The 19,292-nt window shown below is 58.4% G+C and carries 19 protein-coding genes; 10 read left to right on the top strand and 9 right to left on the bottom strand.

The window, feature by feature from the left end; genetic code table 11:
• Positions 1-48: 48 nt before the first annotated feature.
• Positions 49-507, bottom strand: a complete 459-nt coding sequence (locus ACR0DU_RS15565; protein WP_480875774.1) for an NUDIX hydrolase — start codon at positions 505-507, stop codon at positions 49-51.
• Between the two features lie 203 nt (positions 508-710).
• Positions 711-3,149: an ATP-dependent helicase HrpB gene (hrpB, locus tag ACR0DU_RS15560; RefSeq protein ID WP_480875773.1), complete on the bottom strand. Its 2,439-nt coding sequence runs from the start codon at positions 3,147-3,149 to the stop codon at positions 711-713.
• 120 nt (positions 3,150-3,269) lie between these two features.
• Here hrpB and meaB point away from each other — a divergent pair, with 120 nt between their 5' ends.
• The 5 genes from meaB (at position 3,270) to ACR0DU_RS15535 (ending at position 7,262) form a co-directional block, all read left to right on the top strand.
• On the top strand, positions 3,270-4,247 hold the full coding sequence (gene meaB / locus ACR0DU_RS15555; RefSeq protein ID WP_480875770.1) for a methylmalonyl Co-A mutase-associated GTPase MeaB: 978 nt from the start codon (positions 3,270-3,272) through the stop codon (positions 4,245-4,247).
• 170 nt (positions 4,248-4,417) lie between these two features.
• Positions 4,418-5,611: a Hint domain-containing protein gene (locus ACR0DU_RS15550; RefSeq protein WP_480875768.1), complete on the top strand. Its 1,194-nt coding sequence runs from the start codon at positions 4,418-4,420 to the stop codon at positions 5,609-5,611.
• Between the two features lie 119 nt (positions 5,612-5,730).
• Positions 5,731-6,018, top strand: a complete 288-nt coding sequence (rpmB, locus tag ACR0DU_RS15545; RefSeq protein WP_008756960.1) for a 50S ribosomal protein L28 — start codon at positions 5,731-5,733, stop codon at positions 6,016-6,018.
• A 407-nt stretch (positions 6,019-6,425) separates the two neighbouring features.
• Positions 6,426-6,776 carry a hypothetical protein gene (locus ACR0DU_RS15540; protein WP_170779438.1) on the top strand — a complete coding sequence of 117 codons (351 nt, stop codon included), beginning with the start codon at positions 6,426-6,428 and terminating at the stop codon, positions 6,774-6,776.
• 45 nt (positions 6,777-6,821) lie between these two features.
• Positions 6,822-7,262 carry a copper chaperone PCu(A)C gene (locus tag ACR0DU_RS15535; protein ID WP_170779440.1) on the top strand — a complete coding sequence of 147 codons (441 nt, stop codon included), beginning with the start codon at positions 6,822-6,824 and terminating at the stop codon, positions 7,260-7,262.
• Positions 7,263-7,366: 104 nt separating this feature from the next.
• Here the strand turns inward: ACR0DU_RS15535 and ACR0DU_RS15530 are convergent, their stop codons facing one another.
• A complete protein-coding gene (locus ACR0DU_RS15530; RefSeq protein ID WP_050806461.1) occupies positions 7,367-7,975 on the bottom strand; it encodes an HdeD family acid-resistance protein in 609 nt (202 codons plus the stop codon).
• 61 nt (positions 7,976-8,036) lie between these two features.
• Positions 8,037-8,741, bottom strand: coding sequence for an NAD-dependent deacylase (locus ACR0DU_RS15525; RefSeq protein ID WP_480875885.1), 705 nt, complete (start codon positions 8,739-8,741; stop codon positions 8,037-8,039).
• 28 nt (positions 8,742-8,769) lie between these two features.
• Here ACR0DU_RS15525 and ACR0DU_RS15520 point away from each other — a divergent pair, with 28 nt between their 5' ends.
• Positions 8,770-9,219, top strand: coding sequence for a low molecular weight protein-tyrosine-phosphatase (locus ACR0DU_RS15520; RefSeq protein WP_170779972.1), 450 nt, complete (start codon positions 8,770-8,772; stop codon positions 9,217-9,219).
• 337 nt (positions 9,220-9,556) lie between these two features.
• Here ACR0DU_RS15520 and ACR0DU_RS15515 read toward each other — a convergent pair whose 3' ends face one another.
• From ACR0DU_RS15515 to ACR0DU_RS15500, 4 genes are read right to left on the bottom strand one after another with little or no spacing between them, the layout of a single operon-like run.
• Complete coding sequence (locus tag ACR0DU_RS15515; protein ID WP_010441730.1) at positions 9,557-9,937, bottom strand: carboxymuconolactone decarboxylase family protein; 381 nt, start codon at positions 9,935-9,937, stop codon at positions 9,557-9,559.
• A complete protein-coding gene (locus tag ACR0DU_RS15510; RefSeq protein ID WP_480875762.1) occupies positions 9,924-10,850 on the bottom strand; it encodes an aldehyde dehydrogenase family protein in 927 nt (308 codons plus the stop codon). Before ACR0DU_RS15510 ends, ACR0DU_RS15515 begins: the two co-directional genes overlap by 14 nt.
• 6 nt (positions 10,851-10,856) lie before the next feature.
• A complete protein-coding gene (locus tag ACR0DU_RS15505) occupies positions 10,857-11,954 on the bottom strand; it encodes an aromatic ring-hydroxylating oxygenase subunit alpha (protein ID WP_480875760.1) in 1,098 nt (365 codons plus the stop codon).
• Positions 11,951-12,838, bottom strand: coding sequence for a MurR/RpiR family transcriptional regulator (locus ACR0DU_RS15500; RefSeq protein ID WP_010441733.1), 888 nt, complete (start codon positions 12,836-12,838; stop codon positions 11,951-11,953). Before ACR0DU_RS15500 ends, ACR0DU_RS15505 begins: the two co-directional genes overlap by 4 nt.
• A gap of 66 nt (positions 12,839-12,904) precedes the next feature.
• Between ACR0DU_RS15500 and ACR0DU_RS15495 the strand changes: the two genes are divergently transcribed.
• The 4 genes from ACR0DU_RS15495 to ACR0DU_RS15480 are packed head-to-tail and all read left to right on the top strand — an operon-like array spanning position 12,905 to position 18,326.
• Positions 12,905-15,349: an FAD-dependent oxidoreductase gene (locus ACR0DU_RS15495; protein WP_480875757.1), complete on the top strand. Its 2,445-nt coding sequence runs from the start codon at positions 12,905-12,907 to the stop codon at positions 15,347-15,349.
• On the top strand, positions 15,346-15,948 hold the full coding sequence (locus tag ACR0DU_RS15490) for a dimethylsulfonioproprionate lyase family protein (RefSeq protein WP_480875756.1): 603 nt from the start codon (positions 15,346-15,348) through the stop codon (positions 15,946-15,948). Before ACR0DU_RS15495 ends, ACR0DU_RS15490 begins: the two co-directional genes overlap by 4 nt.
• Positions 15,945-17,048: a mandelate racemase/muconate lactonizing enzyme family protein gene (locus tag ACR0DU_RS15485; RefSeq protein WP_480875753.1), complete on the top strand. Its 1,104-nt coding sequence runs from the start codon at positions 15,945-15,947 to the stop codon at positions 17,046-17,048. The genes ACR0DU_RS15490 and ACR0DU_RS15485 overlap by 4 nt, the downstream gene beginning before the upstream one ends.
• Before the next feature lie 3 nt (positions 17,049-17,051).
• On the top strand, positions 17,052-18,326 hold the full coding sequence (locus ACR0DU_RS15480) for an aspartate aminotransferase family protein (RefSeq protein WP_480875750.1): 1,275 nt from the start codon (positions 17,052-17,054) through the stop codon (positions 18,324-18,326).
• Here ACR0DU_RS15480 and ACR0DU_RS15475 read toward each other — a convergent pair whose 3' ends face one another.
• Positions 18,327-19,268 (bottom strand): LysR family transcriptional regulator, encoded by a 942-nt coding sequence (locus ACR0DU_RS15475; RefSeq protein WP_170772641.1) that lies wholly within the window; start codon positions 19,266-19,268, stop codon positions 18,327-18,329.
• Positions 19,269-19,292: the final 24 nt, after the last annotated feature.

Here is a 19,292-nt window from a genome sequence, read left to right as displayed (position 1 = left end):
TGTTCCGTCGATAGCGGCAACCTTTGTCATGAGAAATATACGTAATTGTTACATTTGCAGCAGCAGTTCGCGCAATTCAGGCTCCTGCACCCGTCCAGCCGCCACTTTGGGCGAAACCCAGCAGCGTTCGCGCTGATTGGCCTCAGGATAGTCGTCGGCCAGATTCGTCACCTGAACACGATATACGCTGGTGACCACATGCTGCGCCGTGCCGTCGTTCAATGTCTTGTCATAAGAGTATTGGCCGATCGGTTCCTTCGGTACATCCGTCGCCTGAACCCCAGCTTCCTCCCATGCTTCCTGCAACGCAGTCTCGGGGCCGTTAAGGCCATCAATGGGCCAGCCTTTTGGAATAATCCAACGTCCGGTTCCGCGGCTGGTGATCAGTAATACATCATCGCCAGACTCTGTGCCCCGCGTGCATAGCGCCGCAACCTGCACCCGGTTCGGGCGCCGGAATAACGGTCGCGCGACCTCTTCCCAGATGTTGCGTATCCATTTCGTCATGCTCGGCCTTCTTGGACGTTTAAATGGGCGTCACTCAATGTTGTCAGAGAAGATTACATAATTATGTACCGCAGATTAAACAATACGCCCCTACCTTGTTGAGCAATTTTGGCCGAATTGCAGTTCATTATGTGTGTTTTTTGCCGTTTTAAGGGGCGAATTCAGCATGGATTTTTGATTTCACATGAATTCCGAGTTCGACCTCAGGTCTTTCGGCGTTTCGCACGCAGAGTCGGGTCGGCCTGTGTTGGATCTTCAGGCCAGGGATGTTTGGGATATTGCGCCCGCATATCCTTGCGCACGTCCGCATAAGACCCAGCCCAGAACCCTGGTAGATCGCGGGTGATCTGTATCGGTCTCTGCGCCGGTGACAGTAGTGTGATCTTTAAGGGTTCACCACCGATCACCGGGTGTTGGGTCACACCGAACACCTCTTGCAATCGCACCGAAATCTCGGGCACCGCACCGCCATAGTCGATTGGCAGCTTGCGTCCCAGCGGAGTTACAAACGATCCTGGCGCGCGGCGGTCCAGCTCTTGCGTCTGTGCCCAATCCAGCCGGGCGCGCAGTGCTGGTAACAGGTCAAAACGCTTCCAGTCTTCGGCGCTGCGTACGCCCGAGAGCGTAGGCAGCAGCCAGTCCTCCAGCGCGTCCATAAGACCCCCTTCCGAACAATCGGGTAGGTCAACACCTGCAGCTCGAACCAACTCGACCCGCGCTGCCAACCTTGCCGAGGCCCCCTGAAGCCGTATTCCCAGATCACGCACCCCGACCAGCATTGCCTGAGCCACAGCGTCCTCGGGTACGTCTTTCCAAATTCGGTCATCCAGGGTGATCGCCCCGAAGCGTTCCTGCCGTCGGGCCACGACACGGCGTTCGCGCTTGGACCATTCGCAACTATCGAGCCATTCAATCTGATCGCCGAATAAATCGCGGATTTCGCCCTCGGAAATCTGCGCGGCCATGCGTACGCGGGCCTCGCGCGGGTTGCCGTCTGTGTCGGTGACCACCAGATAAGGAGCTGTTGCCAAGGTGTCGTCAGCCTCCAGCACCACGCCCTTACCGCCCGAGAGGACATAGCGGGGGGTATCGCCCCTGCGCCGCTGTGCGATGCGGTCCGGATAGGCCAGGGCTGCCGTCGCCGCAGGGCTCAGATCGCCAGAGCCCTGCGCTTGCGCACGCAATCGTTTTCCCTCGGTATTGATCCGGTCCAGCGCGCCCTCGTTGACTTGCCAGACGCGATTGTGCCGAAACTTGCGGATATCCCGCAACGCCTCGAGCCGCAACGACAGATCAACCGGCGCGCCACGCAGCGGATCTCGATCTGCCATCAGCGCCGCTAAGGGGGCGGCCTCGCGGCCCGCACGCACCAACATATGCGCGAGACGTGGATGCAGCGGCAACGCAGCCAACGCGCGCCCGTGTTCCGTAATCCGGCCCTTGCTGTCCAAGGCGTCGAGCATGGTTAGCAAGGATCGTGCCTCGGTCAATGCGCCCTCAGGTGGCGAAGTCAGGAACGCAAGATCACCCGGCTCCGCGCCCCAGAGCGCGAGCTCCAGCGCCATTCCGGTCAAGTCGGCGGCTTCGATTTCAGCAGGTGGGTATGCGAGCAGTGCGCCTTCTTCGCCCTTAGACCACAGCCGGTAGCACACGCCTTCGGCTACCCGGCCTGCACGGCCCGCACGTTGAGTGGCCTCGGCCCGTGTTACCCGCTCGGTCACCAGCCGCGACATGCCAGAACCTGGATCGAACCGTGCGCGCCGCGCTTGGCCCATATCCACCACCACGCGGATATCGGGTATGGTCAACGAGGTCTCAGCAATCGATGTCGTCAGCACGACCTTGCGGCCTGTCGTCACGGGTGCAATTGCTGCGCGTTGGGTGGCAAATGGCAGGGCACCAAAAAGAGGGTGTACCGTGCAGTCGTTGGGCAGTCGGCGTGTCAAAGCGACCTCGGCGCGCCTGATTTCCCGTTCGCCGGGCAGGAAAACCAGCACTCCACCTGTAGTTTCCCGCTCGGCCTGCACAACCAGATCAATAAGCGCATCCAAGCGTCGAGCCTGTGCACCCAGAGGTCGGTCAAGCCAACGGGTTTCAACCGGATAGCTGCGCCCCTCGGAAGTGATGAGCGGCGCATCCATCAACCGCCCCACCGGTTCGGCATCCAGTGTCGCAGACATTGCAAGCAGGATAAGATCGCCCCGAAGCGCTCCTGCCACCTCAAGGCATAAGGCCAGCCCCAGATCGGCGTTCAACGAACGCTCGTGGAATTCATCGAAAATTACTGCCCCCACGCCTGGTAAATCCGGTTCGGATTGCAGCATACGGGTCAAAATGCCCTCGGTCACAACCTCAATGCGCGTCGCCTTTGAAATTTTCACGTCCCCACGTACGCGGTAGCCGACGGTCTGACCCACAGGTTCACCCAAAGTCTCAGCCATGCGCTCTGCAGCGGCCCGCGCGGCCAGTCGACGTGGCTCAAGCATCACGATTCGACCATCGCCAAGGCCTGCATGCAGCATCTCAAGCGGCACGCGGGTCGTTTTACCCGCACCCGGAGGCGCCTGCAGCACCGCGCGCCCATGCGTTCGCAAGGCGTTCAGAAGATCGGGAATGGCGTCATCAATGGGCAACCGGGTCATATCGCCTTATCGCCAAAGCCTCGGCCAAGGTCCAGCATCGCCGCTCCGGGCCCGAGTTGGGGCTGGACAAACCGGGTCATCACCTCTCATCTATGGCAAATTCCAACCGGGGACCGACCGATGAACATTGCCGAGCTTGGCGACAGGATCTTGAACGGAGAGCGCAGGGCACTGGCCCGAGCGATCACGCTGGTCGAAAGCGGGCGTGATGACCACCGAGCGCAAGCCACGGCCTTGCTCGATCGGTTGGCTGGTGTCGGGCGGCAGGCGCTGCGAATTGGACTGTCTGGCACGCCAGGTGTCGGCAAATCGACCTTTATCGAAAGCTTCGGAATGATGCTGACGGGGCAGGGGCTACGTGTTGCGGTTCTGGCAGTTGATCCCAGTTCGGCCCGTTCGGGCGGCTCGATTCTGGGCGACAAGACCCGCATGGAGCGGCTGAGCCGCGAGAAAAACGCCTTTATCCGCCCGTCCCCCAGCCAGAGCCACCTTGGCGGCGTGGCGCGCCGCACGCGCGAAGCGATCGCACTCTGCGAGGCGGCGGGTTTTGACGTCGTGCTGATTGAAACTGTGGGTGTGGGCCAATCGGAAATCGTGGTGGCCGAGATGTCTGACCTGTTCCTGCTGCTGCTGGCCCCGGCGGGCGGTGATGAGTTGCAGGGCGTCAAGCGCGGCATCATGGAAATGGCCGACATGATTCTGATCAACAAGGCTGATGGCGACCTGAAAGCGACTGCCACCCGCACCTGCGCTGATTATGCGGGCGCGCTGCGTCTGCTGCGCAAACGCCCGCAAGACCCCGAAGGGTTCCCCAAGGCCATGACCGTTTCAGCTGTTGAAGAGCACGGGTTGGAACAGGCCTGGGACGAGATGCAGACCCTGACCACATGGCGGCGCGACGCCGGGCATTGGGCGTCGAACCGCGCCACACAGGCGCAATACTGGTTCAAACAAGAGGTGCGCCACGCCTTGCTGGCGCGACTCGAGACGCCACAGATGCGCGACCGGATGAGCGATCTGGGCACGCAGGTCAGTGCGGGCCGTCTCAGCCCGTCGGCGGCGGCCGAACAAATCCTCGCCGGGCTGTCCGACACGTAACACTCGGGCGATATGATGCTTGCGCGGCTGGTGCGCTGACCGCTAATTGTGTATTATCGTTGCATATATTGCTGTGTTAGAGTGTGAGTAGCTGCGTTTGAACCGGGTTGAGAAAGGGCTTAGTCAGCTCGGATCATGCCCGGATTCTCCGAGGAACGGGACACGTCAGAATGCCCAATATCAATGGCACCAACGGCGACGACAATATCGATGTCACAAATGACAACGGTACGTTGAATGGCACGCCGCAGGGGACCCCGATTGATAATATCCGGGGCCGTGGCGGCGATGACGATATCACCATCACCGATAGTACCATTGCCAACAACGTCCTGGGCAACGCAGGTATCGACACGATCACTGTCACCAACAGCACGGTCGGCGGGCGCATCGCCAGCGGGTCCGATGCGGACACGGTTGATGTCAGCGGGTCAACCGTGGGCAATATCCGGCTCGGCGGCGGCGATGACACGATAAATTTCATCAGCACCACGGTGACAGGCGACATTCGAGGCGGCAGCGGAACCGATACGCTGAACCTGCCCGAGGGCACTGTTATCACGGACGATACCTTCGGGGTGATTACGGTTGAAGATGGGGTCGGATACTCGATCTCAAGCGGCACATTCACCCTGCCATCCGGAATAACTGTCACCTATTCGGCGTTTGAGAACGGATCAGGCATGCCCTGTTTCACGCGCGATACATTGGTAACGACGCAGCACGGCCAGACTACGATCCAGTCGCTGCGCACCGGTGACCTGATCCCCACGCTGGGGCAGGGCCTGCACCCGATCCGCTGGATCGGACGGCGCGAATTTGACCGCCCCCAGCTTGAGGCCAACCCCAGACTCTGGCCTGTGCGCATTCTTGCAGGTGCATTGGGAGAGGGGCTGCCTCATCGTGATCTGCTGGTCTCGCGCCAGCACCGGATGCTGGTGCACTCAAAGATCGCCCAACGTATGTTCGGCACGAACGAGGTTTTGATTCCGGCCATCAAGCTCACTGCGATGCCGGATATCTACGTTGATCAAAGCGTCGAAAACGTTGAGTATTTTCACCTGCTGTTTGATCGCCATCAAGTGATTTTTGCTGAAAACACCCCGACCGAAAGCCTTTATACCGGCCGCGAAGCGTTAAAATCTCTTAGTGTTGCGGCGAGACGTGAAGTATTCGAAATCTTCCCGGAGTTGGCCGAACTAGATTATCGCACCGATCCGGCCCGCCTGATCCCGCGTGGGCGTTTGCAGACACAGTTGATCTCGCGCCATCTGAAGAACAACAAACCTCTATTGCAGCGGTCGGAAGCTGGCGCCACAATGGAAAACGACTTCGGGATAAAGATTTCGTCGCACCCGTCTTGACCCTTCGCGTGATTCCCACTACACGCATCCAACCAGTTTTCGGGCGCGACTTCGGGTTGCGCCCCTTGTGATTTGGCCGCGGGTCTTGTACCCGGCCTCCAGAAACAAAGGAAGAAACCATGTCGCGCCGTTGCGAACTGACCGGAAAAGGCCCGATGACTGGCAACAATGTCAGCCACGCCAAAAACAGAACTCGTCGTCGTTTTCTGCCCAACCTGAACGACGTTACCCTGCAGTCGGAAACCTTGGGCCGCGGCGTAAAGCTGCGCATCTCGGCGGCAGCCCTGCGCTCGGTAGACCACCGCGGTGGTCTGGATGCATTTCTGGCGAAAGCCAAGGATGACGAACTGTCGGCGAACGCCTTGAAAGTGAAGAAGGAAATCGCCAAAGCGCAAGCTTCGGCGTAAGTCTTACCGACACACAAATATTCAGCCCTGCATCCTTGGATGCGGGGCTTTTTTGTCGGTGATGATTGCAGTGGACCTGTCTTTTGTTTTCAAAAAGCCAACAAAGTGAGCCTCTCCGTGACTTTGTTCACAGAAGCCTTGATGAGATCAATATATGTTTATGCATATTGTTGATTCTGGGGGGTCATCATGCAGTTTCGAGTAACAAATTTATTGTCTTTTTTGCCAGCTTCACTTGCGGCGGCAGTGGTTCGATGCACGCGGATGCAACGTCGGGTGAATCGTCTACATACGAGTATGAACGCCGACCCGGCAAAACCACCCAAATCTTGAACCGGGCCATTCTGTCTCAGCCTGGCCTTCTCGCTTGAAGCGTATAGAAACTCAGGCGTATATCTCGGGCTAGGATGAAAGACATTTTCCGCCAGATACTGCCTTATGCGCTGTCCCTGCTCGTAATTGTCACGGGGCAGGGCCTTGCGGCATCGCGCGGCATTGATCGCGCGGTGGGGCAGATGGTTCTGTGCACCGGGACCGGGCCTGTGGTTGTGTATATGGATGACGAAGGTCAACCGACACGTGCGCCGCATTACTGTCCGGACTATGCGCTTAGCCTGCTGGGTGCTGTACACGACGCGCGCGCTGCCCTGCCTTTGGCTCCGTCCAGGGCGTTGCCCGCTCCACCACTACGCTCGGCGGATTTGATTTCGGCCCCCTTGCCACGGCATCCTGCCCGCGCTCCTCCGATCTCTGTCTGAATTAGACATCTAACAAAATCAGACATTTACGTAAGGAGAGTCGCAATGACCCTCAAATCCACTTTGCTCGCAACTTTGGCTGCGCTTTCATTCACCTCAGGCGCCATGGCTGCCGATGCTATCGTTGTTGACGATGCCTACGCGCGGTCCTCAGGTAAATCTGCCAAGGCCGGTGCCGCCTTCATGGTAATCGAAAACCACAGCGATACCAATGACCGCCTGATCGGCGTCAAATCGGATGTGGCAGGACGTGTTGAGCTTCACACCCACAAAGTTGATGAAAACGGCGTTGCCCAGATGATCCATGTCGAAGAAGGATTTGCCATACCGGCAGGTGAAACCCACCTGCTGAAACGTGGCGGTGACCATGTCATGTTCATGGGACTCAATGCGCCATTTGAACAGGGATCTTCTGTGGCGGTGACGCTGATTTTTGAACAGGCCGGAGAGGTTGTTGTAGAAATCCCGGTAGATTTGGAGCGGTAGGATCAGGGCGGGCACGGCTCACGCGACCACTCGCATTCGAACTAATCCGCCGTTTCATCAGCCATCATCAAGGCATTAGGCCGGACAATGCCCGGCCTATATTGCTAGCGGTTGACAGTTTTCATTCCCAACCGATCACCCGCATTTTTGAACCGTGCGGCCAGAAAGAACATCACGATGGCTGAGGTCAACGCAAAGAAAGCAATTGCCCAACCCAAAGCCACCATTCCGCTGCCGGGCCAGAATATAAGCACCAGCCCGATGATGAGGGCAAAGATACCTGAATTTCGCACCGTTGCACGCTCGGGATCCTGTGGGTGCATCTGAGGCAGGGCCATGAAGGAGCCTATGGCCACGAATAACGCCATCGCCCCCATCAGCGTAAAGGCCAGCCACGCCACTCCCTGCGGCCAGATCAATAGTATCAATCCGATCAGAGCAGCCCCGATGCCAAAGCCTCCAACCAGCCCACGTCGCCCAAACCCAAGCCAGGTGAGCGCACCATCCAAAATAAGCAGCGCCCCCACCAGCCGCAGCAATACTGAGATACTGCTGGTGGGCCAGAACAGCGCCGCAATCCCGATCAGACCGGCCAGAATTCCGCGCAGCAAGAAGGTCCACCACAGGTTGGCAAGATTCTCGCTTAAGGTGTCACGCGCGTTGATGCTGCTATCGTCAAGGATTTCTCCGTCTTTGGGTGGTAGATCTGTCATGAACTCACTCAGCATTATTGTTTTCAGCACCATAGACGCGAAAGCGCTGTTCTGTCTGCCCCTATCGCGTGCTGCCCCGTACCAACATTTCATTGACCCAACGCGGGATCACCTCGGTAGCAGGCCCGAGGTGTGTCTCATCAAAGACGGACGCCCCAGCGGAAGGTTCAAGGTTCAATTCTATCGTTCGCGCACCTCCGGCCCGTGCCTCTTGCGCAAAACCCGCCGCTGGATAAACCTGACCCGAAGTGCCGATAGAGGCGAACAGTGCGGCTTCAGCCAGGTGATCGTAAATTTCATCCATAAAATAGGGCATCTCACCAAACCACACCACATCGGGTCGGGCCGTCGGTTGAAAGCAGGCTGGGCAAGGCTCGTGTACCTCCATCTCGGGTGGCGAGGTCCAGCGGTGCCCGCAAACTCCACATAGGGCACCGGCCAGCGTGCCATGCATATGGAGCACCTGTGCAGCCCCGCCTGCCTCATGCAGGCTGTCGACATTCTGCGTGACGATGACCACTTCGCCGGGCCATCGCTTCTGCAGCCGGGCAAGCGCCCGATGTGCGGCATTGGGCTGTGCCTTGGCGGCCTGCACCCGGCGGGTATTGTAAAACCCATGCACCAGTGCCGGATTGCGGGCGAAGCCTTCGGGCGTTGCGACATCCTCGATCCGGTGCTGCGCCCACAGACCGCCTTCTTCGCGGAACGTGCCCAGCCCGCTTTCGGCGGAAATTCCGGCTCCAGTCAGAATGACGATCTTTTCCATGGCCGCCTCACGCGCTACACCCATTCCCATGACACACCGTATCCTTTTCGTCTGCCTGGGCAATATCTGCCGCTCTCCGGCAGCCGAGGGCGTTTTTCGCGCCCGCGCGGGCCATCACCAAACCGACAGCGCCGGAACATCGGGTTGGCATATCGGTGATCCGCCCTATGGCCCAATGCAAAAAGCCGCCCGCGCCCGCGATATTAACCTCAGCGACCTGCGCGCCCGCCAGTTCGTGGCCGAGGATTTCCACCGCTTCGATCTGATCATCGGTATGGATGCGGACAATATCGCCAATATCGAAGACCTGCGCCCCGATGGCAGCGATACTCCTGTCCGCCTGCTAACCGATTTCGCGCCACATTCCGGTGCCGATCACGTGCCCGATCCGTACTATACCCGCGATTTCGATGGAGCGCTGGACCTGATCGAGATTGCTGTTGATGGCTTGCAGGCGTACCTGAGCGCTGAGCTATAGAAGCTGACGTACGCCCTGCATTCAGGGCACTAAACGCCCCGATGCCTGCTCAGAGCTCATCTAGATCGATGCTGTACTGCGCACCAATGTCCGAACCGAGGTGAGCAACAAATATGGAGGGGCATGTACCCCTCCTTTTGAATCTTGGTTCTATTCGTCCGTGTGAAAGTGTACGTCCATTAGACCTTCCGCTTGAACCAACTGAATTGTTGGTTCGTCGGATATCAATCCCGGAGCAAAGAGGGGCCACACACCGGTATAGAATAGGACCACTATGTTTGAGTGATGCGGCGTTGTGGTGCGAGACCGCCAGTGTAAGGTTGAGCGCTCGCGCCTTCTAACTCTCCTCCAGCACCTTCTTGGCCACACGGAAGCACTCCAACGCCTGCGGCACGCCGCAATAAATTCCAATCACGTGAACAATTGCGCGGATTTCTTCTTTGGTGACGCCATTATTGATGGCCCCGCGGCAGTGGGTCTCCCATTCAGTCATTTTGCCTAGTGCGCCAATCATCGAGAGGTTCATCATCGACCGGGTCTTTGCGTCGATCACGTCATCCCCCCAGCCAAAGCCCCAACACCACGCGGTCATGGCCTCCTGAAACGGGCGAGTGAAATCATCTGCTGTAGCCAAGTTCTTTTCGACATATTCAGCCCCCAGCGTAGTTTTGCGCTGTTCGAGCCCTTTCAGAAACAGATCTTCGTCAAATACGCTCATGGTCTAGTCCTTCAGTTTGATGGCGACGTTTTTGGTTTGTACATAGTTCCACAAGGCTTCGCGCATCTTGGGGGGCGTCATTCGCGAACGCATTCAGGTCAGCATCATCATGCGCTATCGCAGCGGATTTCCGGCCAAGTTTCAGCACACTGGGGACGACGTTCTTGGCGGTGATGGTCGCAATGGCAATGCCCGTGGGGACGGGCCCTGTGAAGACGATCTGGTTCACCTGCGTGTGGGTCGACAAGGCACTACCGGACTCGTGGCCCAGCCCGTAAAGGATGTTCACCGCGCGCTCAGGCAGGCCTGCGGTCTCTGCAGCGGAGGCAAACCACGAGTTGCTGAACGGTGTCAGCTCTGGCGTTTTGATCACGCCGGCGTTGCTCGAGGCAAGTGCTGCTGACAGCGAACACGTCGTCATTTCGATCGGATTGCTCCAAGAGATTATCTGCGCCGAAACTCTGTAGGGTTCGTAGGTCGTGAAATTGAAATGGCCTTTCCCTATCGGGATCGAGCGGCCCTCGAAGGTTTCAGCCTGAGCGCTATAGTATTCGAAATACAGCGCGGCGTCCTCGACCTCGATCCGGGCTTCCCACAGCGGGTTGCCCTGTTCCAGCGTCAGGATCCCGGCGATTTCGTCAATTTGGGTCGGCATATAGTGACCCATGGCCTGTACCATGTGACCATGTTCGACTGGGCGCAGATCGGACAAGGCACCTGATAGATGCGCGCGTTTTGCAGCCGTATCGGCGCGGTCAACGTCGTCCGCATCCGTAAGCGCAGGCTCGGCCAGCTTTTCGTCACTGCCAGGGTTCAACGCATCGAACTGGCTGGCTCTGCCCTTGACTAACGCGCCATCAATGTAGCTTAGCCAATAGGCCTTCATCACAGATCGATCAATATGTTGGTGCATTGTGCGTTAATGTTCTTGACCATCTACAGCCTCGCGCATCCAGCGCTGCAATGCAGCGATGGAATGCTCTGAACTGACCCCGCAGTTGGGGTCCAGCACAAGGGGACCGGGGCGATAACCACGAGATTTCAGCCCTCGCTGCACGCTTTCCACGAGGTGGATGTCCTCTTTTACTGTTGTCTCGCGATCTTGAGCGGCAAGGCCCCGGATTACCTCACTTTCAGCACCTTCCGGCGTAAACCAGCCGCGCCAGACGGTGCAGTTTTCATGGCCGTGGGCACGCCAGTGGTAGGTGTTTAGAGCATTGCCCGGATAGCATTGGAATGAGAACATGGGCCACAGGAACCAGCTCTGATAATCCCCGGCATGGGGCACCGACATGTCCACGGGATAGGTCATCTTTTCCATTTGCTGACATTCGGTCGTATGGCGCAGAACATATCCGCCGTCCGCATCTGGTTGGATGTCATAGGTTTCCGGCTTGATTACACCCTCGGCGAAAGTCGCGTGGTTAATGGGACAGTGGTAGCACTCTGAGTAATTCTCGACCGAGACCTTCCAGTTGCAGTTCTCAGGCACCTCGACCCATTCCAGAGGGGCAAGCCTGACGACATTGGGAACGAATTCGGCGATCTCTTCACGGACACCGGGGAACCAATCGTCCATCGGCGCCGCATCGTCATCGAGGTTGACGAAAAGAAAGCCATGGAAATCTTCGGTCCGGACTTCGGTCAGGCAGATCTCAGAGCGGTCAAAGCCCGGAACAGATTTGATGTTCGGACCCGCGCGCAAATGTCCAGTCAGTTCGTAGGTCCAGGCGTGATAGGGGCAGACCACCACACGAGTGTTACCAGTCCCGGTGACCATTTCGTGGGCGCGGTGTTGGCAGACGTTATAGAAGGTGCGGATCACTTCGTCCCGGCCACGGATCGAGAATAGGCTTTGGCCCGCAATTTCAAAAGTGAAATAGTCACCGACATTGGGAAGCTGGCTGACATGGCCCGCGAATTGCCATGTCCGGGCAAGCAGGCCGGACATTTCTTGCGCATAAATATCGGGATCGGTGTAATAACGCGCGGCCAAAGACCTGATGGGTTCGGTCATGTCTTCTCCTCGTGATACAGTCCCAGCTGGTGGCGACGGTTGTGGAATTTCTCGACCCGTTCGACGATCTCGTCGCTGGCAACGGCGATGACGAATGACAAAAGCGTCTCAAGCAGCGCGATGATGCTGACCGAGGACGGGAAGAATTGCGGTGTATCGACCGATACCACGAAGTCATGATCGGCCAGACGCAGGATCGGGCTGGCGGGACTGTCGGACAGAGCGACGATGACCATGCCCTGTTCGCGCGCTATCTCGACGGCTTTGACCACCTCGGACCGGTAGGGTTTGCAGGTGATCGCGATCAGCACGTCACTTTCATCTGCCCACGCCAGATCATCGACAGGGGTCGAGCCCGGACGCGGGATGGCGTGAAACTCCTTCATACCGGTCGAGGCCAGATAGGTGAAATTGCGCGCGATCGAGTTGTTGACGCCCACGCCAAGGGTAAACACATTGCGCGAGGCCCAGATCGCCTCGGCCGCCGTCTTCAGGTCGTCGGTCAAGATACCCGCAAAGGTCTCTTCGACGTTGCGCAGCACGTCCTGCACTATGTCGGCATATAGCCCGCCCAGATCGTCCGATTTGCGAATGTCCTGAAGCCAGCGCGCGCGGTCCGGGAAGTCGGCGGCGCCGCGTCGGATGGCATCGCGGAAGGGCGCGCGGAAATCTTCGTAGCCTTCGAACCCGACCTGACGGGCCATACGCACGACGGTGTTGGGTTTGACATTCGCGGCCTCTGCGATTTCGCGCACCGTCGACACCCCCACATCACGGGGGTTTTCCAAGACATAAGTTGCCGCCTTGCGTGCCTCGGGCGTCAGCTCGGAAAGCTCATCGGCCAGACGCTCGAGAATCGTATTTGATACATTTGTCCCATTCATGATTGACGATGGTATTTTTGTTTGCTTAGCCTGTCGAGAGGAAAACGACTCGAAAAGGATGTTGTCGTGGCAAGTGAGTTTCCATCCCACGCGCGCGTGGTCATCGTCGGCGGCGGCATCATGGGCGTCGGGCTGGCCTATCATCTTGGGCATGAAGGCTGGGGTGAGGAAACGGTGCTGCTTGAAAAGGCCGAGCTGACCTCGGGCAGCACATGGCACGCCGCCGGACAGATCACACATTCGACCTCGTCCTTTGGGTTGGGGAAATGCGTAGACTATAATATCGGTCTCTATTCCGGTGGATTGGAAGCGGAAACAGGCCAGCCGGTGACATGGCACGGCTGCGGGTCGTTTCGCCTGGCCTATACGGAAGACGAAATGGACTGGTTGCGCCATACGCTATCGGTGGGTCGCTCGCTGGGTTTCAACATCGAACTGGTTGGGCCGGAAAAGGTGGCCGAGTTGCACCCGTTCTATAACCTCAGTGGTGTTCTGGGCGCACTTCACACGCCGGATGACGGTCACGTGGACCCGACGAATGTCACGATGGCGATGGCCGCTGGGGCCCGTCAAAAGGGCGTGCGGATCATCCGCCAATGCCGTGCTTCCAACATCAAGCAAGCTGACAATGGCGAATGGGTGGTTGAGACTGGGAAGGGCACAATCACCTGCGAGCATGTCGTCAATGCCGGCGGCACATATGCGCGGCAGATGGGCGAATGGTCGGGGCTGCAATTGCCCATGACCTCGATGACGCACCATTACTTCGTGACCGACGAGGTGCCCGAATTCCAGGGTCTCGACGTAGAACTGCCCGTCATTCGTGACGACAAGAAAGTTTCGGGCTATATCCGGATGGAGCAAAAGAAGGGCCTGATCGGGATTTACGAGAAAGAAAACCCGAACTCGGTCTGGCACGATGAATGCCCATGGCATTACGAGAATTGGCTGTTTGACGCGGATTATGACCGTGTCATGCCGTATTTGGAAGAAAGCTTGAACCGGATGCCGATCTTTGCCGATCTGGGCATTCAACGCGTCGTGCACGGCGCGATCAGCCATCCGCCAGACGGCAACCCGCTGATCGGCCCGGCACCCGCTGTGCGCAATTACTGGTGCTGCTGCGGCACTCAGATCGGCATTGGATGGGGGCCCGGCCTGACCCGCGAGCTGGCGCGCTGGATGGTGCATGGGGCGGCTGACATCTCGATGCGCGAATTCGACCCGCGCCGGTTTGGCAGTTATGCCACGAAGAACTGGCAGGTAGTGAAGGCCGAAGAGGATTACTGTCTGCGCCACGAAATCCCGTTCCCACATTTCAACCGTCTGGTCGGACGCCCGATCAAGCCGTCCCCCTTGCATGATCTGCTGAAAAGCAAAGGTGCCGTGCATGAAGAGGTCTATGGCTTTGAACGCCCACGCTTTTTCGCCAAGGGGATCGAACAGTGCGACCACTATTCCTTCAACCGTTCCCCCGTCGACGATATGGTAGCGGCCGAGGTGAAAGCGGTGCGCACCGGCGTCGGCATCATGGATGTTACCGCCTTCGCAAAGGTGCTGGTCGAAGGGCCGGATGCATACGCATTGCTGGACCGGCTGACCGCCAACCGAATGCCGCAGAAGATAGGCTCGATCACCCTGACCCACATGCTGAACCGCGCTGGCCGGATCGAGCTGGAAACGACGATTGTGCGGATGGCTGAAGACCGCTTCTATCTGGTCTGCGCCGCTTTCTTCGAACAACGCCTGCTGGACCACTTGAACCATCAACGCGCGGAGGAAGATGTGACGATAACGGCCCTGTCGTCCGAGTGGAGTGCCCTGTCCCTGAACGGTCCCAAGTCGCGGGACGTGTTGGCCGCCTGCACTGACGCCGACTTGTCCAACGCCGGGTTCCGCTGGCTGTCTGCGCGGGAAATCACGGTTGCAGGTCACAATGTCTGGACATTCCGTATGTCCTACGCGGGCGAGCTCGGCTGGGAATTCCACATGCCCAATGACGCCAGCCTTGATGTCTACACTACGCTGTGGGCTGCGGGTGAGATACACGGCATTGCCGATTACGGCAGCTTCGCGATGAATGCGATGCGTATGGAGAAGGGCTTCAAGGGGGCTGGCGAATTAACCAACGAGGTCACACTGGCCGAGGCTAATGTTTTGCGTTTTGCTCGGACGGACAAGGAGTATCTGGGCCGCGACAAAACTCTAAATACTGACCTGCCGTGGGTCTGCGCCTATCTGGAAATCGAGCCCGACGGAAAAGCGGACGGCCACGGCGGTGAGGCGGTGGTTTTGAACGGGCAGGTGGTCGGATCCACAGCGTCCGTGGCCTTTGGCCCAACAGTCGGGAAGATTTTGGCCTTTGCCTATGTCAAACCTCACGCCGCCACTCCCGGCACGGCGCTTGAAGTGGTGATCCACGGCATCCGCCGTGCAGCCCGTGTGCTGGGCGATCCCGCCTACGACCCCAAATCCAAAAAGCCCAGAACCGACGCAAGGGAGATCGCGTGACACAAGCACAGGTCTGGACGCACGCAGCAGCCGAGCTTGCCCGCTGCTTTCGTACCTACCCCACTCTTGCGGAGTTCAGTTCATTTCCGAATGATCTTGTGCCACAAAAGGTCACGACGCGGGCCTTGCCCCCGCTTGATTTGCTGGCAACTGACCAAGCCTTGCGGTCTGGGACAGTCTCGACTTTGCGTGACGCTGTGCTTGCGCTTGCCTGCGACGCGCACTGGCTCGAGCATTATCGAGATAGCGGGATAGGCGATGATTTCATGGGTCGGTTTGGCTGCTTCTGTCTGGTCGGCGATCAGGGCGGCTTTGCATCAGACCAACTCCGTGTCTGGCTGGTTTATATGCCGCCACATCTGCACTATCCGTGGCATCATCACCCAGCGGAAGAGCTTTATTTAGTGCTTGCCGGGCAGGCAGAGTTCCTACGTGCCGGACAAGCTAAGCGCTGGCTGAGCTCTGGCGACACTGCGTTCCACGCCTCTAACCAGCCTCACGCGATGACGACGGGCGCAGACTCGGTTCTATGTCTGGTATTCTGGCGCAATCAGTTCGAGTCCGGGCCGCAACTGACTGATGGAAATGACATATCATGAAAATCTCTCGCATTTCGTTATGGTCTGTCGATCTGACCAGCCATGAGACCTACTACATGGCCGAGGGCAAGACCTGCGACACGGTCAAAAGCCATGTCCTGTGTCTGGAGGCCGATAACGGAAAGAAAGGCTGGGGCGAGGTCTGCCCGATCCCGCATTACCTGCCCGCCTTCGCCAATGGTGTCCCCGGTGCGATCGAGGAAATGGCACCCGAAATCCTTGGAGTCGAACCGTTCGGCATTGATGCCCCAATGCGTAAACTGGATTCGTTCCTGCAAGGACATCTCTATGCGAAATCTATAGTCGACATGGCGTTGTGGGATCTGTTCGGCAAAGCGAGTGGGCAGCCCCTTTACGCGCTGCTTGGCGGCCGCACCCAAGCTGACATGCCGCTCTATCACTCGATCACCTGCATCGCGCCCGACGACATGGCGCGGATTGCCCGCGAAGCTTATGCGACGGGTATCCGACAGTTTCAGGTCAAGCTTGGGGCCGACGCCGACTGGCAAGCAGATGCCGAACGGTTGGCCAAGGTGCGCGAGGCCGTGGGCGACGGCCCACTGGTCTATGGCGACTGGAACTGCGGGGCGACAAAACTTCAGGCCACGCGGACGGGACGCGCTGTGGCACATCTGGATGTTATGCTGGAGCAGCCCTGCAAAACGCTGGAAGATTGTGCAGCTGTCAGACAGGCAACTGGCCTGCCTATGAAAATCGACGAAAATGCCTATGATCTGGCGTCGCTCATGCACGCGCATGAACTTGGCGTGCTGGACGCAGTCGCCTTGAAACTGTCGAAATTCGGAGGGCTGTCCGCGATGCGCCGCGCCCGTGATCTGACTGTGCATCTGGGGGCCGAGATCTGCGCGGAATGCACTTGGGGATCAGACATCGTCACCGCCGCATCGCTGCATTTCGCCGCCTCGACACCGCGAGATGCCCTACTGAACACCTGCGATCTGTCGTCCTATGTAGGGCCACGCATTGCGCCGGATTGTCCGTCCCGCAAGGATGGGCGTATTGCACCACCAGAAGGCCCCGGGCTTGGGGTGAGGCCCGATCCGGACATCCTTGGTACCCCAATTCTTGAACTGGACTGACCTATGCATAAACAGACCTCTCAAGCCGATTGGATCGCCCGTGCCCGCACCGTGTTGCCTGCCGGAGGCTTCGGCAATTTCGATCCCGGCATAGTCATCGCGCGCGGTGAAGGCAGCCGTGTCTGGGACGAGGATGGGAACGAATATGTCGACTATCTGATCGGCTCTGGCCCGATGCTTCTGGGGCATGGCCATCCTGAAGTCATAGAGGCCGTTCTTGAGCAACTCCCCAAGGGCATGACCTTCTTTGCTAACAATGCCAAGGGCATCGAACTGGCCGAGGCGATTGTTGAGGCGGTGCCGTGCTGCGAACAGGTCCGGTTTGTGGCCTCGGGTGGCGAGGCTGACATGTACGCCATCCGTCTTGCCCGCGCCTATACCGGTCGCGACAAGGTCCTGAAGTTCGAAGGCGGATACCACGGGATGAGCGCCGAAGCACAGATGAGCCTTGCGCCCGAAGTCCGCATCAAATTCCCCCAAGCTATTCCCGACAGCGCGGGCATCCCGCAAGGGGTCGCTGATCAGGTGTTGATCGCCCCGTTTAACGATCTGACCGCGGTCGAGGCGCTGCTGGCCGAAAACAAGGACGTTGCCGCGATTATCGTAGAGCCACTGCAGCGGATAATTCCCGCCTTGCCCGGCTATTTGCAAGGGCTGCGCGACCTGTGCGACAAATACAGTGTCCTCTTGATCTTTGACGAAATCGTTACGGGCTTCCGGCTGGCCTATGGCGGCGCGCAGGAACGCTATGGAGTAACTCCAGACATCTGCACCTTGGGTAAGATCATCGGCGGCGGTTTTCCTCTGGCCGCCATTGGGGCCAATACCGAGATCATGCAGCATTTCGACAAATCTATTGTCGGCGCGAACAAATGGCTAATGCAGCTTGGCACACTGTCAGGCAATCCGATCGCTGCCGCAGCCGGCCTTAAGACGATGGACATCCTACGCCGCGAGGGCAGCTATGAGCGCTTGCGCGCTATCGGAAAAAAGCTGCAAGACATGCAAAGTGAGGAGTTGAGCAAGGCTGATATTCCGCATCAAATCTGTGGTGATGAGACCTTGTTTGACATCTTTTTTACAGCCAGTGTTTGCAGAGACTATCGGACCGCCAAGCATGACGACCCAAAGCGTAACGAAGCCTATAATACGACGCTGCGACACCACGGCATCTTCAAGTCGGCCGGCAAACTCTATCCTTCACTGGCGATTTCCGAGATGGACCTTGAGCTGACAAAAAATGCAGTTCAGGCAGCGGTGCGATCCATTCGCGCTTGACTAACTTATCACCTTCAGCTGCCCGTCCAGCCACGGCAACTGCGCCAAAGCAGGGTCAACAATCTGACTCTGCATCAGTCGCTTAATCATATCCGCCACTTCCTGCGGCACCTGATCCGACCAGTCGGAGCGAGTAATCAGTGAGATTCTGCGCGCGAACTCGCCAAACGGGGCAGGGTGCGCCTCCAGCCCGTCATGAAACCGCGCGGCGCGCATATAGCCCAGCGGCGTGGTGATCGCCCAGCCCAAGCCCCGCGCCACCATCGCCATCAATGCCAGATGCGAGCCGATTTCGAACCGTTCTTCGAACTCCATTTGCTGCCGGGCCAGATGACCTTCGATCTGGCGGCTGATCAACTGTTCACGGGCGTAGCGCAGGAAGGGCAGATCTTGCATCGGCTGCTCTGCGCCCTTGGGCGCGACCAAAATGAAGGGGTCTTGGACCAGAGGGTATTCGATGACACCTTCCAATACTTCACCAGAATGGGCCGAGACAGCCATGTGTAACCGCTGTGCCTCCAGTGCTTCGAACAGATCTAGGCTCGACAGCGTGATCAGCTTGAATTTCGACCGAGTCAGACTATCGGCTAGCAGGGTGGCCAGCCTGGGCGTCAGATCATTGTCGAAATCGTCGATCAATCCGATGGACAGAGTGGTCAGATGCCCCAGATCCATGACCGCCAGTTCGCTCTGCGCCACTTGCAGCTCACCCAGCACCGCTTGAGTGCGCGCCAGGAAACTGCGCCCGGCCTGCGTCAGCCGCATCGGTCGCCGCCCGTGATCGACCAGATCGGTGCCCAAGGCCTTTTCCAGATTGCGCAATTGCTGAGACACCGACGGCTGGCTGAGCCCCGTGATCTCGGCCGCCTGCGCCACCGATCCGGTCCGTGCCAGCGCCTCGAACACCTCAAGGCCCCGCAGGGTCAGCCCTTTCATCACCATCGCACATACCTTTCGCTGCGCCTT

It is taken from the genome of Ruegeria sp. G2 (assembly GCF_056533505.1).
This window is presented reverse-complemented; position numbering and strand designations above follow the sequence as displayed.